Annotated in this window: 13 protein-coding genes; 10 read left to right on the forward strand and 3 right to left on the reverse strand. The window is 66.7% G+C overall.

Going from position 1 to position 16263, the window contains the following annotated elements; all coding sequences use genetic code 11:
• The 9 genes from ABD793_RS13045 to ABD793_RS13085 form a co-directional block, all read left to right on the forward strand.
• A partial coding sequence (locus ABD793_RS13045) for a tyrosine-type recombinase/integrase (protein WP_344859265.1) occupies positions 1-326 on the forward strand: 326 nt, incomplete at its 5' end.
• A 123-nt stretch (positions 327-449) separates the two neighbouring features.
• Positions 450-911: a hypothetical protein gene (locus tag ABD793_RS13050; protein WP_344859267.1), complete on the forward strand. Its 462-nt coding sequence runs from the start codon at positions 450-452 to the stop codon at positions 909-911.
• Between the two features lie 12 nt (positions 912-923).
• Complete coding sequence (locus ABD793_RS13055; RefSeq protein WP_344859271.1) at positions 924-1529, forward strand: tyrosine-type recombinase/integrase; 606 nt, start codon at positions 924-926, stop codon at positions 1527-1529.
• Positions 1526-1858, forward strand: a complete 333-nt coding sequence (locus ABD793_RS13060) for a helix-turn-helix domain-containing protein (RefSeq protein ID WP_344859274.1) — start codon at positions 1526-1528, stop codon at positions 1856-1858. The genes ABD793_RS13055 and ABD793_RS13060 overlap by 4 nt, the downstream gene beginning before the upstream one ends.
• Positions 1855-4317 (forward strand): hypothetical protein, encoded by a 2463-nt coding sequence (locus tag ABD793_RS13065; RefSeq protein ID WP_344859276.1) that lies wholly within the window; start codon positions 1855-1857, stop codon positions 4315-4317. Before ABD793_RS13060 ends, ABD793_RS13065 begins: the two co-directional genes overlap by 4 nt.
• 101 nt (positions 4318-4418) lie before the next feature.
• On the forward strand, positions 4419-5453 hold the full coding sequence (locus ABD793_RS13070; protein ID WP_344859279.1) for a pentapeptide repeat-containing protein: 1035 nt from the start codon (positions 4419-4421) through the stop codon (positions 5451-5453).
• A gap of 163 nt (positions 5454-5616) precedes the next feature.
• Entirely contained in the window at positions 5617-5928 is a 312-nt protein-coding gene (locus ABD793_RS13075) for a helix-turn-helix domain-containing protein (protein ID WP_344859281.1), read from the forward strand.
• The gene (locus ABD793_RS13080; protein ID WP_344859284.1) at positions 5928-8285 is read left to right on the forward strand and encodes a variable surface family protein; all 2358 of its coding nucleotides are present in this window, start codon (positions 5928-5930) and stop codon (positions 8283-8285) included. Before ABD793_RS13075 ends, ABD793_RS13080 begins: the two co-directional genes overlap by 1 nt.
• A gap of 75 nt (positions 8286-8360) precedes the next feature.
• Entirely contained in the window at positions 8361-8795 is a 435-nt protein-coding gene (locus tag ABD793_RS13085) for a hypothetical protein (RefSeq protein ID WP_344859287.1), read from the forward strand.
• A gap of 1027 nt (positions 8796-9822) precedes the next feature.
• On the opposite strand, the gene ABD793_RS13090 is transcribed toward ABD793_RS13085, so the two are convergent.
• Entirely contained in the window at positions 9823-11574 is a 1752-nt protein-coding gene (locus tag ABD793_RS13090; RefSeq protein WP_344859289.1) for a CocE/NonD family hydrolase, read from the reverse strand.
• Between the two features lie 116 nt (positions 11575-11690).
• Entirely contained in the window at positions 11691-12635 is a 945-nt protein-coding gene (locus ABD793_RS13095; protein ID WP_344859291.1) for a cyclase family protein, read from the reverse strand.
• A 791-nt stretch (positions 12636-13426) separates the two neighbouring features.
• On the opposite strand from ABD793_RS13095, the gene ABD793_RS13100 reads away from it, so the two are divergent.
• Positions 13427-15118, forward strand: a complete 1692-nt coding sequence (locus ABD793_RS13100; protein WP_344859293.1) for a helix-turn-helix domain-containing protein — start codon at positions 13427-13429, stop codon at positions 15116-15118.
• 696 nt (positions 15119-15814) lie between these two features.
• Here ABD793_RS13100 and ABD793_RS13105 read toward each other — a convergent pair.
• Positions 15815-16162, reverse strand: coding sequence for an SRPBCC family protein (locus tag ABD793_RS13105; protein ID WP_344859295.1), 348 nt, complete (start codon positions 16160-16162; stop codon positions 15815-15817).
• Positions 16163-16263: the final 101 nt, after the last annotated feature.

Consider the following 16263-nt stretch of genomic DNA (forward strand, 5'->3'; position numbering starts at 1 on the left):
CGTCCACCACGTCGCATAGCCGAAAACGCAACACGAAGCCAGACGACGGTGTCGTGAGAACTTGCCGCGATCGGACCACGTCAATGGCAACGCGAGTACGACCGCACACGGCGACTGCAGAGACAAGACACAGCTATGTCACGCATCTCTTGGAGTTCGGCTATCCGCCGTTGATGGTGCAGCAACAGGTCGGGCACGCCTACCAGTCCACGACCGCGCTCTACACCAACCCTCGGGAATTGCATCAGGTGGGCGAGAATCTGCAGGTCGCCTGCTGGGGATGGTTCCGCAGTGGCCGCGGCGGGCCAGTGAGACACGCCGTGTGACCTGCATGATTTGCTAGGCGATCCCGTTAGGTGCATGATCCCCCCTTCGAACGGTCCCGGTGATCTGGCTTGGAGGCAGGGTTGGGGCGGGCTGATCTGGCGGGTGCTGCGCACCTTGAACTCGTGTCCGGTGTGGTGCGGCTGCGGCCGGAGGACGCGATGTTCGAGGCGATGCTGCGGGGCTGGCGCGCGCAGCAGACGGCCCGCGGGCTGCAGGAGGACTCGATTGGGGCGCGGGAACGGTTGATGCGCCGGTTCGCCGAGTTCACCAACGGGTACCCGTGGAACTGGGAACCGTCGCATGTGGACGAATGGTCGATGTCGCTGACGGCCGAACACCACCTGGCGCCGTCGACAATCCGCGCCTACCAGTGCAGCCTTCGCCAATTCAACGCCTTCCTTTGTGACAGCAGGTACGGGTGGGTGGCAGCGTGCCAGCAAGAGTTCGGTCCGCAGACATACCCGGTGCCGATCGTGCACGAGTGGAACACGATCCCTCACCTCAACGACTACGAAGGCGACCCCGAAGCGCGCCCGTTCACGCGGGAGGAGTTGCAGCGGTTCCTGGACTACGCCGACGAATAGGTCGACCGCGCGGTGCGCGCTAAACGCAAGGGGGCTCTGGCCGCTTATCGGGATGCCACATTGTTCAAGGTGCTTTATGGGTGGGGGCTGCGCCGGACGGAGGCGCCCAAATTGGACGTGGTGGACTTCGGGCGGAACCCGGCGGCGCCGGAGTTCGGGCGCTACGGGATGCTCAATGTCCGCTACGGCAAGGCGAAACATGGCCAGCCGCCGCGTCGCCGGAACGTCGCCTCTGTGATGGGGTGGGCGGTGGAGGCGGTGGTCGACTATGTGGACAACGTCCGGCCCCGGTTCGGGTGTGCTGAGCATCCGGCGTTGTGGGTGACCGAGCGCGGTGGGCGGATCAAGCCGGCGGAGATCAACGCCCGGTTCGTCGCCTACCGGGACGCACTCCGACTACCGAAGGCCCTGGTTCCCCATTCGATGCGGCATTCCTACGTTTCGCATCTGACCGAGGATGGTGTGGACCGCCGGTTCATCCAATGCCAGGTTGGCCACGAGGTCGATAGTTCGACTGCCGTGTATACGCATGTCAGCAGCGATTTCCTGAACACCGCGCTCCGCCGGGCACTGACTCCCGCGCTCGGGAATGGGCCTGCAGGAAAGGAAGGGCAATGACCGCCAAGCTGGATTATCGATGGCACCTGCGTCAGGTGATGGCCACCCGTGGCATGTTCGCCACCACGGACCTGCTGGAACCGCTGGCGCAGCGCGGGATCCGGCTGTCCTCGAGCCAGGTCTACCGGCTGGTCGTGGAACGCCCGGAGCGATTGAGCCTGAAGGTGCTGATGGCGTTGTTGGACATCCTGGACACCACGATGGACGAGCTGATCGAACCCGTCGCCGCCGCGTCAGCCCATAAGGCCAAAGCGGTCGGCGCCGGAAACGGCGCTGGAGTGGGGGATTTGCGCCCCAAGCGGGCCTGGATCACGCGGGTTGACCCGTGACACCGTCGCCCGCGGGGGCACTGGCCGATCCGATCGCCACCGTCGTGATGATGGTGATGGCGATCGAGCCGGCCCTCGACCAAGAGGCGGTTCGCCAGGTCGTCGAGCAGGTCGGTGGTGGGAGGGCGAAACGCCGCCGCCTGGCTACGGCACTCGCCGAGGATGCCACGGTGCTCATCGGCGGACGCTCGCCGGCTCCCAAGGTCTTGGGCGAGTTGCTGCTCGCGCTGCGCGCCGCCGGAGCCACGAGAATTTCCCCGCCCTGGTGCGCCGAGTGCGGGCGGGAGATCACCTCGATGCAGCGCCGGGACGGGAACTGGTACTGCTCGCCCTGTTTCGCCCGGCCACAACCCTGCGCCGGGTGCGGACACGAACGGCCGGTCGCCTTCCGCGACCGGCACGGGCAGCCGCGCTGCCTGCACTGCCCCGATCAGGATGCCCGCGACCCACGGAAGGTCCTGGTCGCACTCGTCACCGCGCTCGATCCCGGGCTGACCGCCGACACAGTCGCCGCCGCTATCGCGGTCACTGTCGTCAAACCTGCCCACGAGCAGAAGCTGGCGTGGACCCTCGAACAGGCCCCGGAGTTGCTTACCGGCGATGGGGCGAAGGCACCGTTCCCGATGGTGCTGCGGCTGATCGACGCGCTCTGCACCGCCGGCGCCACCCGCATCCAGCGGCCCGCCTGCCCACGCTGCCAGCGGGTCGTCACCTTAAGCAAGACCCGCGACGGGCTCCGGATCTGCCGGAACTGCTGCGCCCGCGCCCATGCCGTCGCATGCGCTCAATGCGGAACGGTCCGCGAACCAGCGACACGCGACGCGCACGGGCGACCGCTGTGTCCCCACTGCTTTGTCAACGATCCCCTCAACCGGGAGGAATGCATCCAATGTGGACGTCGGCAGCGGGTCAGCACCCGCACCCCGGACGGTCCGCTCTGCGCGAATTGCACCCCTAGAACCATCACGATCTGCAGCATCTGCGGCCAAACCGGGCCCTGCACGATCTCCAAAACCACCGGGCAACCATGGTGCGCCGCATGCGCCCGGTCCTGGGCGGACTGCTCACGCTGCGGACAGATGGCACCGGTCCGGGCCGGCACACGAGACGCACCCTTGTGCGGCGACTGCGTAGTGCCCGAGCCGGGCTTCTGGAAAACGTGCACCGGCTGCGGCACCACGGGACGTCTGACCGCCGGAGCCTGCAGTCGCTGCCGTCTCCACCAGCAGCTCCGCGAACTCCTCGCCGACGCCAGCGGAGCGATCCGCCCCGAGTTACAGGTCTTGCACGACACGCTCGCCAACATCAGCCGACCCGCGACCGCCTTGAACTGGCTCAAACACAATACCGTCAGGACGGTCCTCGCCGAACTCGCCGCAGGGCAACGATCGGTGAGCCACGCCGCCCTCGACGAGCTGCCGCCCAGCAAACCACTCGAACATCTGCGCACCGTCTTGGTGGCTACCGGTGCGCTCCCGGCCCGTGACGAGCAACTCGCCCGAATTGAGCGGTGGGTCACGCGCACCATCGGCGAGCGCGGCGACCCCGACGAGAAAGAACTGCTGCACCGCTATGCGGTCTGGCACCTGCTGCGACGGCTCCGGCAACGCAACCGCGACGCCGAGACCACCTACGGCCAGCTCGACACGGTCCGGCAACGCGTTCACGCCGCCATCGGCCTGCTCGACTGGCTGCGCACCCGCGGTCTCACCCTCGCCACCTGCCGGCAAGCCGACCTCGACACCTGGCTGACCAGCAACGACACCAGCTACCGGATCATCACTGGGCACTTCGTCCGCTGGGCGATCTTCCAGTGCATCAACCGCAACCTGCGGTTCGACGCCACCCGCTGGACCGGCCCCGCCCGTCCACTGGACCATGAACAACGCTGGCGCCAAGCCAAACGACTGCTGCACGACGACACCGACGACCGCGTCGCCGGGCTGCTGCTCCTGCTCTACGCCCAACGCCCCGCGGCCATCAGCCGAATCACCCTCGACGACATCAACACCCGCGGCAGCACGATCACACTCCGGCTCGGGTCCATCCCCGTCGAACTGCCCGAACCCATCGCAACCCTCACCCGCAACCTGGTCACCACCCGCCGCGGCCACGCCACCGTCGCCGATCACGGAACCTCCCCCTGGCTTTTTCCCGGAGGGCAACCCGGCCGCCCCATCAGCGCCGACGCACTCGCCCAACGCCTGCGCCAACTCGGACTCCGGCCCGGCGAGGCTCGCTCGACCGCGCTATTCCAACTAGCCACCGAACTCCCCGCCGCCGCCCTGGCCCGCATGCTCGGCGTCAACATCAAAGTCGCCGTCGCCTGGCAACACGTCTCCGCCGGCGACTGGACCAGCTACGCCGCCGACGTCAGCCGCCGTTCGCTCGACGACGGACTCGACGCACGTCAGGTCGGAAGGCCAGCCACCTACCACGACAACGGCGAGGAGGGCTGATGGTCCGATCAGCTCCACGTGACGTTTGGCGGAGAGTTGTGATCGCCTGCCGCCAGATGCGCAGGGGTGCCGTCTCCGCACGAACGCGTTCAGCAGTATTGGTGCTGGTCGCCGCAATCGGCATTGTCGGGGCCTTGGCACTGCTGCTGGGGCCGTTCGCGCAGTGGGCCACCGTCGCCATAACTGACCTAAAAGGCAAGGAGAAAGCCGACGCGGTTAACGCCACCAGACAGACACTCCTCGCAGCCGCAGGAGGAACCTTCGCGCTTATCGGTATCGGCTTTACCGCCCGAACCTACTACCTTTCCCGCCGTGGCCAGTTCACCGACCGCTACACCAAAGCCATCGACCAATTGGCATCAGAGAAGACCACCGAACGACTCGGGGGCATCTACGCACTCGAGCACCTCATGACCGAATCTGAACGCGACCACACCACAGTTGTCGAGGTACTTGCCGCGTTCATCCGCGAACAAACCCACACCGGCCAAGGAATGTTCCCGCAGCCAGAACACATTCACCAAGGCCCCCAGCCTGCCTACCGAACGCTTGCCATAGACGTGCAAGCAGCACTCACCGCGCTGGGCCGGCGGCCACAACGGCCTGAACGCAACCCCGTCAATCTCAGCAGCGCCGACCTATGCGGCGCGGACCTTGCCAACCTACGGCTTGACCGCGCCGACTTGTGGGGCACCAAGCTGCGAGACAGCATCATGCATAACGTCCAACTACGAGGCGCCAACCTCTCCTACGCCCAACTACAAGATTCCCGGCTGGGCGGCGCCCAGCTACAAGGCGCCCATTTCTTCCGAGCACGAATGCAAGAAGTCACCTTAGATCATGCCCAGTTACAAGACGCCAATCTACGCCAAGCGCAGCTGCAGGACAGCAACCTGCACGACGCGAATCTACAGGGCGCGAAGCTCAACGAAACGAACCTGCAAGGCGCTAACTTATCGAACCGCGCCAGCGGCCAGCCAGCACCCGTGCACGGACTCACCGCCGAACAGCTCGTCCACGCAGTTCTCGACGACAAGACCCAACTACCTGCCGCGCTACACGGCGAGCTTCTTCAACGTCAGCGCCAACAACTTTACGACGCGCTCGTCCGCTACCACCGGCGGCTGTCCGAGTAGCCCGATCCATCAACCAGTCATCCGCACCAGTTGGCAAGGCATTCAGACAGTTTCAATAACGGACTGTGCCGTTATCGGTGTCGGACGAATTCCGCAACCGGCTGCTGGAACACGCCCTCGAAGGACACCCGGAACTCTGGGAAAGGACACCATGATCCGCAAGATGGGCCATACCTGGCACCTGCGCACACGGATGGCCGGGAAGGGCCTGTTCCAGACCTCGGACCTGGTGCCACTCCTGGCCGAACGCGGGATCCACCTGTCCCGCGAACAGGTCTACCGGATGGTCACCCAGCCCCCGCAACGGCTGTCGCTGGACACCCTCGCCGCGCTCTGCAACATCCTCGATGTCACCCCGAACGACCTGATCGAGATCACCACCGCCCCCACCGAGGTCCGCAGAACCGGCACCTCCGAGAGTGTCGGCAAGCCGGCGCCGCGGCACACGACGATCCGCCGGCCGCAAGGACTCTGATGACCGCGGCCGCATCCCACCCCGACGCAGCCACCCCCAGCTACGGGGTCGCCCTGCGGGCGAAGATCGCCGCGGACAACCTCGCCGACCTCGGTGCCTGGATCGCCGCGGCGGTTCCCGAGCTCGACGAACCCGCCGCGGCGACCCTGGTCGAGTTCATCTCGCACGGTCGCAGGGGCCTGGCGATGCTGCACCGCCACCTGGGTACGCATCCGGACGCGCTGACCTCCGGCGAATCAGACTGCCCGACCGTGTTCCTGCGACTTGTCCGATCCCTTGCCCGACAAGGCTATTCGGTGACGCCGCTGCGCTGCCACGGCTGCGGGCGAGGCGGCCTCACCCTGAGCTGCCACATTCCCGGCGGGCGGCTCTGCGGCACCTGCGCCAGCTCCTGCCGCGCGCGGCCCTGCAGCCGCTGCGGCCGGGTCCGCACGGTTCACGCCCGCGCGGACGGAAACCCCTCTGCCAGCCCTGCTACAGCCACGATCCGGCCACCGGCACCCGCTGCAGGGCCTGCGGCGACCTCGCGCGGATCACCGCGCACACACTCGATCTGCCGACGCTGCTACCAGCCACCCACCCGGATATGCATCCATTGCGGACAGAACAAACGGCCCCGTGTCCGGACCGGCGACGGCCCTATCTGCGCCGCCTGCCTGACACACCCGCCACGGCGCTGCCAGCGCTGCGGCACGATCACCAAGCTCGCGACCCGCAGCGACGCCCGCGTCGACCTCTGCCACGCCTGCCTCCCGACCCGCAATCACACCGAATGCCATCTCTGCGGACAACTCGGTCCTTGGCGCATCAGCACGCGGCTGGACGGGAAGAAGACCTGCCCGGACTGTCTTCGCGCCACATTCATCGCGCAGCAACAGGAATGCGCCCTCTGCCACCAGAGCCGGCGGATCATCACCACCTGGCCGCTGGGCCCGGTCTGCGGCACCTGCTACAAACGCACCCGCACCCACCGCGGCACCTGCACCCACTGCAGCACCGCAGAAATCCTCCTCGGCCGCGACACCACCGGCGCCGGGCTCTGCGCCACCTGCAGCGGCACAACGCGCCACGACTACCGCTGCACCCGATGCGGCGACACCGGCTTCTTCCTCACCGCCGGCCTCTGCACCCGCTGCCAGACAGGCGACCGAGTCCATGAACTCCTCGCAGACAACAACAATCACATCCCTGCTCAGCTCGAACCGTTCGCCCAAGCCCTGCGCACCGCCGACTCACCCGAAGCCGTCCGGCAATGGCTCCGCCCCGGCCAACCCGCCGCCACGCTCCTGAACCACCTCACGACCCTCGGCGAGCCGATCAGCCATGACCTGCTCGACACTCTCGGGCAAACCCTTGCCCTGCAACGGCTACGTCAAACTCTCATCCACACCAGAGTCCTGCCCGACCGGGCCGACTACCTCGAACGCCTCGTCCCCTGGCTGGAAGACCAGCTTCACGGCCACCCACCGGACCGAGCTCATCTGCTCCGCACCTACACGCACTGGACCCTGCTGCGCCGAGCCCGCCAGCGCACCCGAATCCGCCCGTTCACTCCCAGCGCCGGAAATTGGCTCCGCACCCGCGTTCGCGCCACCCTCAACTTCCTGACCTGGCTCGACCAGCAGCACCTCACCCTGCCCACCGTGACCCAGACCCGCGATCGACCGCTGGCTGACAGCGACCCCCCCCCCACACACACAGACGCCACCTACGCAGCACGGGAATTCCTATACTGGGCAAGACAACACCACCTGGCCGGCGACGTGACCATCCCGAAGAAGCCCCACCACAACACGCTGGCGCCGATCACCGAGGACGACCGCTGGACACAACTGCGGCACTGCCTGCACGAACAGGCACTGCCCATCAACGTCCGCGCCGCCGGAGCCCTCGTCCTGCTCTTCGGACTCCCTGTCAGCCGCATCACCACGCTGCAACACCGCGACATCCACACCGACCGCGACGGCACCAACTGGCTGCAGATGACCCACCACAGACTCCTGCTCCCCGCAGCCGTTGCCGCCTTGCTGCGCGACCAACGCGACCACGGCACCGGAGCGGCCACGCTCGACCGCGACCAACACCAGTGGCTATTCCCCGGCGGCCTACCCGGACGACCCGCCCGCGACGGCCTCTACCGCGCGCTCCGCGCGCACCTTCCCGTCCACCTCCGACGAGCCCGCAGCGCCGCTCTCGCAGCCCTCGCCGCCGACATTCCCGCTGCCGTCCTCGCCCAGCTACTCGACATCAACATCAGCACCGCTATCGCCTGGGCCAACTACGCCCAACACGACTGGAGCGCCTACCTCGCCGCCCCCACCCACCACACCAGCCATGGAAAGCTTGATCCGAGCTGACGAACAGGAGACACGATGCAAGAACCCAGAAGCGCGGGCGCGATGGACACAGAATTCCCCTACGCCCTCCGGACGATGTGCTACATCGAAGTCGCCTCAGACGGCAGCGTCCGGTGGGGCAGCGGCGCAGGCACCTACAAGCGAGCGCTGGCAGGCGAGACCCGCCTTTACGCCGTCTGGCCAGGAGAATGGTCAAGCCACCTCTTCGTCATCGACGATCTCGACCAATACGCTCGCGCCTTCGGCATCGTCCACGACGAGACGCGAACCGGCCTGGCCGACCACCAACACCAAGCCCGCTGGGCAGTCCACCCCACTGAAGACAAGCCGAACGGCGCCTACATCACGATCAACGTCCAACTCGACTGCGGCTGCAAAATCCGTGACCTGAAAACGTTCGCCACCCAGATGCGACAACAGCAAGGCTGGAACATCGCCACCAGCGGAGGCTGGGGAGGCGGCGGCGAAACCTACTACATGAGAGCCCGCCGCAAGAGCCTCACCACATAAAACCCGCCCACACCCGCAGAGAATACGACAAGGTTCGAATACCTACACTCCGCCAGTTGCTTAGCAGCTATTGAGGTTCTCGGCAGGCGCGACTTGAGAAGTATGTCGTGCTTCGGCTGGTGCTTGACATGGTTCGAGAAGCAGTCCGGGACGTATCGGGTCGCGGCGGCCGTGACCTGCCGGGCGGGCGAGGCGGAGTTCGTTGGCGTGAAAGCAGTCGGCCACGATCAGCTTCGTCTCCAAGGTGCGCCGTGATCACCTGTCGAGCCGCGCTCGGCGGGCTGCGCTCGGCGGGCTGCGCGATGTGGCCAGGTTGCGTGCTGGTTGTTTGTTGAGCACTGTCGCGAGCTCGGCACCTGCCACGGAACGTGCGCGGTGTACTGCTTCCACCAGGCGGTGGTGTGGTTCCGGGAGGAACGGCCTGTCCCGTTGACGGGCAAGGGCTCCGGCTCGTCCAGGCCGCTCCTGCCGCTGTCTCGACGAGACCATCAGCGTGCCGGCGTGCACTCGACCTGCGCGACGCGCCATAGCGGATGCACGCAGGTCGAGCGCTGGTCACCGGTGATTTTGGAGAGGGAAGCCGTCGATTCCGATTGTGTGCCGAGAAAACCTCAGGGCATCCACGGCGACGACGTCGATGCCTGACGCGGGTAAAGCAACGACTTCCAGTGGAACATCCAAACCGTGCTGCACAACGGACTGGCGGATATCGGATGTGTCACCGGGCTCCGCTCACGACCTGGCTGCCCCGCGACCATACCCTTCGCGCGCTGAGCCGAACCCGGCCAATCCCGCATGCCAGAATGCCGGTATCGATGTGCGCAGCCCGATCACACAACCCGCGAGGAACACGCCCGGTGCACAACGGCCCACAACAGAGCTCGAAGAACGCGAATCCGTCCTGCCCACCGAACGCTCGCGCACCCTCCGCCGCGACATCGCCGGTGCCGGCCAAATCGGCCACATCACGCGAGCGCCGTCGTCCTCACCCATTTCGAACACGTCTACCCGCGCAGCTGAGAAAACCTCATTGTTTCTCCGGTATGACCGGCAGCAGCAGGAATGAGTCGTGCTCAGGTCCGGACAACACGGTGACGGTGTTGTCGAATAGCTCAGCCGGACGGTCTTTGGGATTGTCGTGCAGGAAGAACCCGCTTCCGCGCATTTCGACGCCGAGTTCGTAGGTTCCCCCTGCCAGGCCGTGATCGAAATCCCGGCCGAGGATGGTGAGCCGGAGTTCGTATCCGGCCGGGATCACGATCGACGTTGGCCAGATCTCGATGTCCAGCGGATACACCTGCCCCGGCTCCAACATCTCCCGCTCGAGATGCGGGTGGTACGGCGCCCAGGGTTCGCTCTGCCCGGCATCGAGCTTTCGATGCGAAGCCCGCAGCCAGCCGAGTGAAATCGGCGCCCTCGGCTCGTTGGCCCCGTGGAAGAGCACCTCCTCGCCATCCGGATCGAACAGCCGCAGAGCGAGGAAAATGTCGGCGTCCCGGGTGTCGGAGGCGATCCAGAGACGGGCGGCCAGCGGGCCGGTGAGCTCCGTCTGCTCCTCGAACGGGCCGGTGGACAGGGTCAACCCGTCGCCCAACGCCGGATACGACCGGGTCTGCTCTTCCGCCGGAGCCTCCGGTGAAAGCCTGCCCTCCGCGGGCCGCAAGTGCAGTGGCCGCCATTCGGTGCGCGCCAAGGGCCATTCCTGCTCGGCCCGTTCGACGAATTTCTCACCAGGGTGCCGCACCTGAAGCAGGACAGGCGGCTGATTCTCCCAGTCGCCCTCACCGTCTTTCAGGAAGTAGTCGAAGAATCGCTTTTGCAGCTGACGGCCATAGTCGGTGTAAAAGAGCGTCCAGTGCTCACGGCCGTGGACTTCGAGCCATTTCTGCGCACTGCTCGAATGCGTGAACCCGCGGAAGGCGCCTCTACTGTGCAGGCCCTGGCCTCCCCAGTTGGCCGCCGTGAGAATGGGAACCGTGATCGTGGCCAGGTCCGTGCTCCGGTCCCGGTGGTATTGATCGTCGAACTCGTGCTCGAGCGCCTCTGCCGAGATGTCCCCGCGACGGGCGGCCAGCTGGTCGTCACTGAGGTCCTCGTCACCGCTGACCTGCAGACCCGTGATGGGACTGACCGCTCCTCGCGAACCCAGCCCGTGCTGGACGATGGTCACCTGGTTGAGGAACCACCGCTCGAGGAACGTGGACAGAATTCCGCCGTGCCGGTGCGCATCACGGTAGATGTCGTTGAACCCCTCCCACGGGCAGATGGCCTTGAGCGCCGGCGGCGCAAGTGCCGCGACCTGCCACTGATTCGCCGCGTAGTACGAGATGCCGGCGAGACCCACGTTCCCGTTCGACCAATCCTGCTCCGCGACCCACTGGATGCAGTTGTAGTAGTCTCTGGCCTCACGGTCGGTGAAGGGGTCCATGCGCCCTTCGGATCGACCGGCACCACGGGTGTCGATCCGGATGACTGCGTAACCGTCGGGAACCCACTTCTCCGGGTCGACGACCTCCCAATTCTGGTAGGCATTGGTCGACCCCGCCGGGACGTCCGGGTACTTTTCGCACATCTGCTCCCAGAGCTTTTCGTAGGGCGGACCCTGGAACGGCAATCCCTTTCCGTAGACACCTGAACTCGCGATCGCGGGGACTTTTCCCTCGCCAATGGGCCGGAAGATGTCTGCACGTAGCAGCACGCCGTCGTCCATTTCGATGGGAACATCCCATTCAATCCGCATGCTGTCGCGGATTTCGCTTTTCCGGATACTTCTCGTCATCATCATCCTTCTCTTCGAAACTCGCGGGTCATCGAGCTTTCACCCACGATGCACAGGGGTTCCTCCGGTCGCGCGGCCTTTTCGTGGACTGCAACGGTCCACGCCGTCCGCAGCCGTCAGAAGAACGCCAGCGGGTGCGCCGGCGAAGCCACCGCACCGATGAGCGGCGAGGGTGGCGCCACGAACAGGAACTCGTATCGGCTCTCCTCGGCGCACACCCTGGCGAGATTCTCCAGGTCGAAAATGCCGCCGAGCTGGATTCCGGCGTTCACCAGCAGGATCAGCTGCAGCGGCTGGAAGACCTCGTCGGTGTCGTTCGGCCGGACCTCGGCTTCTCCGGTGTCCGCGCAGACCGCGGCGACCTCGTTCTCGCAGATCCAGTGCACGCTGTCGACACCGAGACCGGGGGCGTCGCCGGCTTCGTAGCTGCCCCAGGTGCCCTCCGCCCGGGCCTTGGCGATGTGCCCGGTCCGGATCAGCACGATGTCTCCGCTGCCGACCTCGACCGCCTGCTCCCTTGCCGCGCCCGCCAGATCCTCGCTGGTGATCGCCTGGCCCGGCTGCATCCACTCCACGCCGAAGTAGCCGGGCATGTCCAGCAGCACCCCGCGGCCGGCGATCCCGTCGGCGACCTTCTCGATGCCGTTGCGGGCGGCACCCTTGCTGGTGACGTACTCGACGCCGTGACCACCGTACATCCGGCGCTGGTGGAAAATGTGCGCGAGTGCGTTCCAATGGGTGCCGCAGTGCAGCGGCATGGCCACGGCGTCTTCGGTGAACCGCAGCTCGTTGAGGTGGTCCTGCGCTCCGAACGCGATGTCCCCGCCGTCCTGCACCATGATGTGCATCGGATTGTGCCGGCCGCCGAACCGACCGGAGTGCGGGCTTTGCTCGTCGAAAGGCAGCGCGCACGACACGATTCTTCCGGTGCGGACCAGGACCTCGGGGGTGATGAAGTTGAGCGCGCCGCGCTCGTCGTCCGCACCCCATGCACCCCAACGGCGATAGCGCCGGCAGAGCGCCTCGACATACCGGCGATCGCGCTTCTCGATCGTGGTCATCCACTGGCCTTCCGTGGCTGGATTCGGTTGCCCACCAATGCCGACCCGAAGATCGCGCGTGACGAACTCGTCAACGGCCCCGGGATTGCGCAGAGCGCTGCGGCTCACCGCGGAGTGCGGTGGTGGAGACGACTTCGACGGACCGTCACGGTGCCCAGCCGGAAACCCGCCGCGGTTGAGCGTCGAGCCGTTACACCCCAGCACGACGGAAGAGTCACGGGGAGTCGTCCGCGTCGCTGCGGAATCTGAGCTGTGTCCAGGGAATCGGGCTGGGTGGCCACGGCGCTCTGGTGGAGCCGATCATCCACGTCACCCTCCGGCCGTGCCCCCGCCGGGGCGACGTGGCCCGGGCGCGGATGTCGAACCGGACGTCGGCGAATCGCAACGCACCAGGCAAGAACCACGCAGACTCGCCCGTCAACCGGAGGTGGGGCGCGGAACCGCCGAGATCAGTTCCGTACCCAGCGCACCAGGGTCGCGGAAACTGCGTGAACTCGCTTCGCGAAACGTCGTCCACCCCCTGTTGCCGCAAGGAGATGACGTCGTCCGGCGACACGATGCCTCCAGCACCTTCTCAGTCCGAGACCGGGCAGCCGCGGTGGCCGCTCGTCAGGAAAGCGTCGCACCGTGGGACTACGCTGTCCATGTGTGTCAACACAGGAATACGTCCGTACCCATGGGTGTGGTCACATCGGCGTTCCTGGCGTCAGACACCCGCCGATGACCTGTGCCGAGCACCGTGACCTCGGGAGCCACCGATGACGATGATCGTTCCAGTACTCCGAACGTGGATGCGGGCAGTCTCCGAGATCTCGCGTTCGGTGAACGTGGGCGATCCGGTGGAAACCGTGCTCGCCCGCATCGCGGATCTGGCCAGGGAACTCATCGGCTTCGACCTGTCGGCGGTGATGCTGGTCGACGAGGCGGCCGGCCGGCTCGACGTCATCGGGTGGTCCGGGCTCAGCGACGACTACGTCGACCGGATGCGTAACGCCGGTTTCCTGCAGATCCGCCCGGCCACACCGGACACCGACTCGCCGGCCGCACGCGCCTTCCGCGACGCCGAGACGATCACGATCTCCGATGTCACCAGGGAATCCGAGACATACGGGAGCCTCGATTTCGCTCCGATGCAGGGCTATCGCAGCCTCGTCGCGGCCCCGCTGCGCGGAACCGACGGCCCGATCGGTGTCCTAGTCGGATACTCGACCGCGCCGCGCAGCTACGGAGCCGCCGACATCGAACTCACGGAGCTCCTCGCCGAACAGACCGCAACCGCGATCCACACCGCGCGCTACCGGGCCGGACGGGACTGGGCCGAGCAACAGCACCGCACGCTGATGCACCTCGTCCTCGCCGAAGCCGGGATGGACCGCCTGGTCGACGCCCTCGCCGAGATCCTCTCCGCATCGGTCACCGTGGCCGACCTCGACGGCCGCATCCTGGCCTCCTCCGAAGAGTCCGCTTCCGGGTCCCTGCCACAACAGCTCGCGGAGCACCGCCCGAAGGCCGATCTCCGGCCGACGAACGTCACCGAGCACTTCTCTCTCGCCGACACCGAAGGCTGGGTGACCCCGGTCGTGATCGGCGGGGAGGTCGCCGCGCGGCTGTGGATCGTCGGGGATCAGGCAGTCAGCGACAGCGCGCGGCAACGGCTTGTCGAACAATTCGCCCTCGTCACCGGGATCGAGATGCTGACCGCCCGGCATGCCCTCGAGATCGAGGAGCGGCTTTCCGGCGACCTTCTTTCCGACGTGCTGCGAGGAGGAGCCCTTGCCCGGCAGCGAATCCTGCTGGAACGGGGCAACGCCCTCGGATTCAGCCTTGAAGACGCCCGGAACGTGGTGGTCGTCCGGGCCAACCGCATCGGTGCGCAGGTCCCGGACGTGTCCCGCCGCGTTCAACGAGCCGTCCGGACCAAGATCCTCGCCTCGTCCGACGGCGACGACACGGTCATGCTGCTTCCCGAGATCCGCGGGCTGAGGGCCGCGCTCGACTGTGTCCATCACCAGATCGACGAGGACAGCACGTCGACGATCTCGATCGTCATTGGTCCGCCCGTGCACGGTCTCGAGGACATCCAGCCCGCCTACCGGGCGGCCAAGGGGGCAGCGCAACTGCGGGCGAACACGGGTCTCGTCGGCCTGCTGGATCTGAGGGACCTCTCCGTCGTCGGGCTCATGCTGATGGCCGAAGCCCCGCCCGCCTACCTCCACCGGCTGGCCGACCAACTCATCGCACCGCTGGCGGACCAGGATGCCCGTCGCAACTCGCAGCTCGTCGATACACTCCGCGCCTGGCTGCGCTCCGGCTTCTCGACGGCACAGGCTGCTGCCGCACTCATGGTCCATGTCAACACTGTCGGGCAGCGACTGGTCCGCATCGAGAAACTCGTGGAACGGGACTTCAAGCTCGCCGACACCCGGCTCGACCTGCAGCTCGCGCTGCACGTCTGGGACGTGCTGCACATCGATCCGGGATGACCCCGGTCGCTGCGGGCCCGGCACCGCTGCTGAATCCCCGGCACCGACTGAAGCAGCCTGGATCCCCGCGCGCCGGGACAGCCACTTCGCGACGGGAGCGATCCGGGACCGCGGTCACGCTGAAACCGGCCCACGCCCATGGCCACGAGGGCGAGGGGTTCGCTGGCTCGGGTGAACTTCCGGGCTCCGCAAGTACGAGCGTGGCAAGTCGCGACCGCAAAAATCCCCTGGCAGCTCGCCCCAGTGCCGGAACCGTGCTGACGGTGCCAGAACTGGAGCGCGTCACCACCTGTTGCGGGAATGGTCGAAAAAGGGACGAACGCTTCCTGCTCTTACCCGCTGCGCGGACAAGCATCCTCCGCGCGCGAAGATCACGACGTAGGTCCCGCCGACGGCGGTCCGGGCTCGTGCACAGCGTCGCGGTGGTGTTTTGTCTAGTTTCGCGCCAACGCATGGCCCGCCCGGCGACCAGACGTGGCCTGCCGGGCGACCGCGTTGACCTGCCTGACGGTCAAGTGTGGCCAGCCCGGCGTGCGCTGTCAGGTCGCCAGGCGAGGCCTGCCTGACGGCCGCGTTGACCTGCCTGACGGTCAGGCGTGGCCCGCCCGGCGTGGCCTGTCAGGTCGCCAGGCGTGGCCTGCCGGGCGTGGCCCGTCAGTGGTCGTACCTGGCCTGCTGACGGTCGCCCATCAGTGGTCAGACGTGGCCTGCCGGCGGTCGGGATGGTTTGCCGCCGTACCTGAGGGAGCCGGGTGTGGTCAGTTCCGTGCCGGTCTCCGGCCAGGTCTTGGGTACGGGCAGGACCGTCGGCCAGCCGAAGAGGTGCTCGTCGGCTGCCTGCTGGTCGTGCCGGACGACGAGTCGGCAGCTGTCGGCGACCTGCTCGATCTCCCAGGTCACCTGGCTGGTGCCCGGCGCGGCGATGTCGTCGTCCCAGACGACACGGAAGCTCTGCACGAGCGGGTCGAGTTCGAGGTTTTCGCCCTCGACCAATCCGCCGGTGCCGTCGTGGGTCATCCGATGAGCGGAACCTGTGTGGTCCATGCCGGCTCCATGCGCGCGCCGAACTAGAACCGCATCCGCCTGGCGGGATCGATGATCGCCTGCCACAGCCGCTGTGGCGTGGTGCGGATGAAGATCTCGAA

Source organism: Amycolatopsis ultiminotia, from assembly GCF_039536925.1.
GTDB lineage: Bacteria > Actinomycetota > Actinomycetes > Mycobacteriales > Pseudonocardiaceae > Amycolatopsis > Amycolatopsis ultiminotia.

What these genes read in the sequence shown, in the direction of transcription:
- ABD793_RS13060 (WP_344859274.1), top strand. Translation starts at nt 1,526, where the DNA reads ATGACCGCCAAGCTGGATTATCGATGGCACCTGCGTCAGGTGATGGCC.
- ABD793_RS13075 (WP_344859281.1), top strand. Translation starts at nt 5,617, where the DNA reads ATGGGCCATACCTGGCACCTGCGCACACGGATGGCCGGGAAGGGCCTG.
- ABD793_RS13080 (WP_344859284.1), top strand. Translation starts at nt 5,928, where the DNA reads ATGACCGCGGCCGCATCCCACCCCGACGCAGCCACCCCCAGCTACGGG.
- ABD793_RS13085 (WP_344859287.1), top strand. Translation starts at nt 8,361, where the DNA reads ATGTGCTACATCGAAGTCGCCTCAGACGGCAGCGTCCGGTGGGGCAGC.
- ABD793_RS13090 (WP_344859289.1), bottom strand. Translation starts at nt 11,574, where the DNA reads ATGACGAGAAGTATCCGGAAAAGCGAAATCCGCGACAGCATGCGGATT.
- ABD793_RS13095 (WP_344859291.1), bottom strand. Translation starts at nt 12,635, where the DNA reads ATGACCACGATCGAGAAGCGCGATCGCCGGTATGTCGAGGCGCTCTGC.
- ABD793_RS13100 (WP_344859293.1), top strand. Translation starts at nt 13,427, where the DNA reads ATGCGGGCAGTCTCCGAGATCTCGCGTTCGGTGAACGTGGGCGATCCG.
- ABD793_RS13105 (WP_344859295.1), bottom strand. Translation starts at nt 16,162, where the DNA reads ATGGACCACACAGGTTCCGCTCATCGGATGACCCACGACGGCACCGGC.